Origin of the sequence: Burkholderia sp. E168m23, assembly GCF_016586125.1 — a bacterium.
In the GTDB taxonomy this organism is placed as follows: domain Bacteria; phylum Pseudomonadota; class Gammaproteobacteria; order Burkholderiales; family Burkholderiaceae; genus Burkholderia; species Burkholderia orbicola.
In genome coordinates, this window is sequence record NZ_BCPP01000654.1 from 1 (window position 1) to 4,179 (window position 4,179).

Here is a 4,179-nt window from a genome sequence, read left to right on the forward strand (position 1 = left end):
TGCAGCGCGGGCTCGTCGACACGGTGCGCACCGTGCGCGGCGGTAGCGAGTCGATCGCGACCGCAGCCCGCCAGATCGCGGCCGGCAACACCGACCTGTCGTCGCGCACCGAGGAACAGGCCGCTGCGCTGCAGGAAACCGCGTCGAGCATGGAGCAACTGACGGGCACGGTGAAGCAGAATGCCGACAATGCGCGCCAGGCAAGCTCGCTGGCCGCGAATGCGTCCGACATTGCAAACAAGGGCAATACGGTGGTCGGCCAGGTGGTCGGCACGATGGGCGAAATCAACGACAGCTCGGCCAAAATCGCCGACATCATCGCGATCATCGAGGGAATCGCGTTCCAGACCAACATTCTTGCGCTGAATGCGGCCGTCGAAGCCGCGCGGGCGGGCGAGGAAGGCCGCGGCTTCGCGGTGGTCGCCGGCGAAGTGCGCAGCCTCGCGCAGCGTTCGTCGAGCGCGGCGAAGGAAATCAAGGCGCTGATCGACGCGTCGGTGGAGCGTATCCGGACGGGCTCGACGCTGGTCGACGAAGCCGGGCGCACGATGAGCGACGTGATCGGCGCGGTCCAGCGCGTGACGGACATCATGGGCGAGATCGCGGCGGCCTCCGAGGAGCAGAGCAGCGGAATCGACCAGGTGGCGCGCGCGGTCGCGCAGATGGACGAGGTCACGCAGCAGAATGCCGCGCTCGTCGAGGAAGCGGCGGCCGCCGCGCAGTCGCTCGAGGAACAGGCGGCCCGCCTGCGCGAAACGGCGGCGGTATTCCAGCTCGACGACGAAGCAGCACGCGCGGGCACCGTCGTTGCGGTGGCGCGTCAAGCGCCGCGTGCACTTTCCGCGTCGGCTGCGGCGCCCGCAGCACCGGCTGCGGCGCGCGTCGAACGCGACGCCGCGCCGAAACGCGCACCCGCCGCGACGCCGGCGCGCAAGCCCGCCGCCGCATCCGCCGCTCCCGCGCCGGCAGTCGCGACCGCCGGCGGCGACGACTGGGAGACGTTCTGATCTTCAGGCACTGCGTATCTATCCCCATTTGGTGACGAACGACGCCCGCGATCCGCGGGCGTCGTCGTTTCCGCGATGGGCAAATGTGACAGCACGGACGATCGATCGTGCATCGTCACCTGCGTCGCGCACCGACGCATACGCGGCGACGCGCTGCGTGCACGTCACGTTCCCGCGTTCGTCGTACGGGTATGTCCGTAAGGGACTGCGAAAAAAATTTGTAACGGTGCGCGCGGTGTGTCATCGCGCGCGACCGCTCGAACGTATAGGGATGAGGGGAGGAAGTGGCGACGTCGGAGATGTCCAACGCACGAGACGTTTCGATGTTCGACGAGACGCGGCGGATGCAGTTTCTGCGGCTCGGGAGGTCGATTGTAAAACGACGAAATGCGTTGTCCAAGCGGTGTTGTCGAGAATGACGAACTTCATACGAAGAGTTCGTGAAAAAAATAAGAAAGGGTTTAGGATGAATTCGAACGCGCTTGCTTCTGCGCAGTCATACGAAGGCAGGCACGTCTTCAGACTCAGGCGAGGGAGGTAGCATGGATATTTACAGCAGCTTCGCGAACCGCTTCGAAAAAACGCGAGAGGAAGAGCTCTCGCTGGAGGAGTATCTCGCGCTCTGCAAGAACGATCCATCCGCGTACGCGACGGCTGGTGAACGCATGCTGGAAGCAATCGGGGAACCTGAACAGATCGATACCCGCAACGACCCGCGCCTGTCGCGGATCTTCGCGAACAAGGTCATCAAGGTGTATCCGGCATTCCGTGAGTTCTACGGAATGGAGGAGGTGATCGAGCAGGTGGTCGCATATTTCCGCCACGCTGCGCAAGGTCTTGAAGAGAAGAAGCAGATCCTCTATCTGCTGGGCCCGGTGGGCGGCGGCAAGTCGTCGATCGCCGAGCGCCTGAAGCAACTGATGGAGCGCGTGCCGTTCTATTCGCTGAAGGGTTCGCCCGTCAACGAATCGCCGCTCGGGCTGTTCGACTACGACGAGGATGGTCCGATCCTCGAGGAACAGTACGGCATTCCGCGCCGCTACCTGAAGAGCATCCTGAGTCCGTGGGCCGTCAAGCGCCTGCACGAATACAACGGCGACATCCGCCAGTTCCGCGTGGTGCGCCGCTTTCCGTCGATCCTGCGGCAGGTCGGCATCGCGAAGACGGAGCCGGGCGACGAGAACAATCAGGACATCTCGTCGCTGGTCGGCAAGGTCGATATCCGCAAGCTCGAACAGTATGCGCAGGACGATGCCGACGCGTACAGCTACTCGGGCGGCCTGTGCCTGGCGAACCAGGGCCTGCTCGAATTCGTCGAAATGTTCAAGGCGCCGATCAAGGTGCTGCACCCGCTGCTGACCGCCACGCAGGAAGGCAACTTCAAGGGCACCGAAGGTTTCGGCGCGATTCCGTTCGACGGCGTGATTCTCGCGCACTCGAACGAGTCGGAGTGGAAGGCGTTCCGCAACAACCGCAACAACGAGGCACTGCTCGACCGGATCTTCGTCGTGAAGGTGCCGTACTGCCTGCGCGTGTCGGAAGAGATCAAGATCTACGAGAAGCTGATCCGCAATTCGTCGCTCGCCGAGGCCGTCTGCGCGCCGGGCACGCTGAAGATGATGTCGCAGTTCTCGGTGCTGTCGCGTCTGCACGAGCCGGAGAATTCGAGCCTGTTCTCGAAGATGCAGGTGTACGACGGCGAAAACCTGAAGGACACCGATCCGAAGGCGAAGTCGTACCAGGAGTATCGCGACTACGCGGGCGTGGACGAAGGGATGACCGGCGTGTCGACCCGCTTCGCGTTCAAGATCCTGTCGCGCGTGTTCAACTTCGATACGAGCGAGGTCGCGGCGAACCCGGTGCACCTGATGTACGTGCTCGAACAGCAGATCGAACGCGAGCAGTTCCCGCCGGAAACGGAGCAGAAGTACCTGTCGTTCGTGAAGGACGTGCTCGCGTCGCGGTACGCGGAGTTCATCGGCAAGGAGATTCAGACCGCGTATCTCGAGTCGTATTCGGAATACGGGCAGAACATCTTCGATCGCTACGTCACGTATGCGGACTTCTGGATCCAGGATCAGGAATTCCGCGATCACGATACCGGCGAGAGCTTCGATCGCGCCGCGCTGAACGCGGAGCTGGAGAAGATCGAGAAGCCGGCCGGGATCAGCAATCCGAAGGATTTCCGCAACGAAATCGTGAACTTCGTGTTGCGCGCACGGGCGGCGAACGCCGGCAAGAACCCCGTGTGGACGAGCTACGAGAAGTTGCGCGTCGTGATCGAGAAGAAGATGTTCTCGAATACCGAGGAACTGTTGCCGGTCATTTCGTTCAACGCGAAGGGTTCGGCGGAGGAGCAGCGCAAGCATGAGGACTTTGTGAACCGGATGGTCGCGAAGGGCTATACGCCGAAGCAAGTGAGGCTCCTTTGCGACTGGTACCTGCGCGTGCGCAAGTCGTCATGACACGCGCGGTATCGCGCCCGTACGGCGAGTCCGTGCGGGCGCTTTCAGAGGCGCCGCCCGCATGACGGCAGACGGCATGCGCGGCGAGTGCCCCGGCAGATCGACTTTCGAGCGGGAGACCGGGAGTGCTTCATCAAATCATCGACCGCAGGCTGGCCGGCAAGAACAAGAGCATCGCCAATCGCGAACGCTTTCTGCGTCGCGTCAAGAACTACATTCGTCGTGCCGTGTCCGACGCGGTGCGCGACCGTAGCATCAAGGATATCCAGAGCACGCAGAGCATCACGATCCCGCGCAAGGACATCGCGGAGCCGAATTTCCGGCACGCGCCGGGCGGACGTCGCGAATACGTGCACCCCGGCAACGAGGACTACGTGCGCGGCGACAAGATCCCGCGCCCGCAGGGCGGCTCGGGCGGCGGCGGCAGTCAGGCGAGCAACGAGGGCGAAGGGCAGGACGACTTCGTGTTCGAGCTGTCGCGCGACGAGTTCATGCAGTATTTCTTCGACGATCTCGAACTGCCGCGCCTCGTGAAGACGCACCTGCTGACGGTGCCGAGCTGGAAGAACGTGCGCGCGGGCTGGTCGGCGGAAGGCACGCCGAACAACATCGACGTCGTGCGTTCGCTGCGCAGCGCGCTCGGCCGGCGCATCGCGCTCGGCTCGCCGCTCGTCAACGAGCTGCGCGAGCTCGAGGCCCAGCTCGAA

General features: G+C 63.5%; 3 protein-coding genes. All 3 read left to right on the forward strand.

Features of this window, described 5'->3' with window-relative positions:
• Positions 1-1,007 (forward strand): methyl-accepting chemotaxis protein (locus JMF90_RS26780; RefSeq protein WP_236598042.1); only part of this gene is annotated, 1,007 nt, incomplete at its 5' end.
• Between the two features lie 542 nt (positions 1,008-1,549).
• Positions 1,550-3,472: a PrkA family serine protein kinase gene (locus JMF90_RS26785; RefSeq protein ID WP_006476065.1), complete on the forward strand. Its 1,923-nt coding sequence runs from the start codon at positions 1,550-1,552 to the stop codon at positions 3,470-3,472.
• Positions 3,473-3,597: 125 nt separating this feature from the next.
• Positions 3,598-4,179, forward strand: a 582-nt coding sequence (locus JMF90_RS26790) for a DUF444 family protein (RefSeq protein WP_201325636.1), incomplete at its 3' end; no start/stop codon positions are given.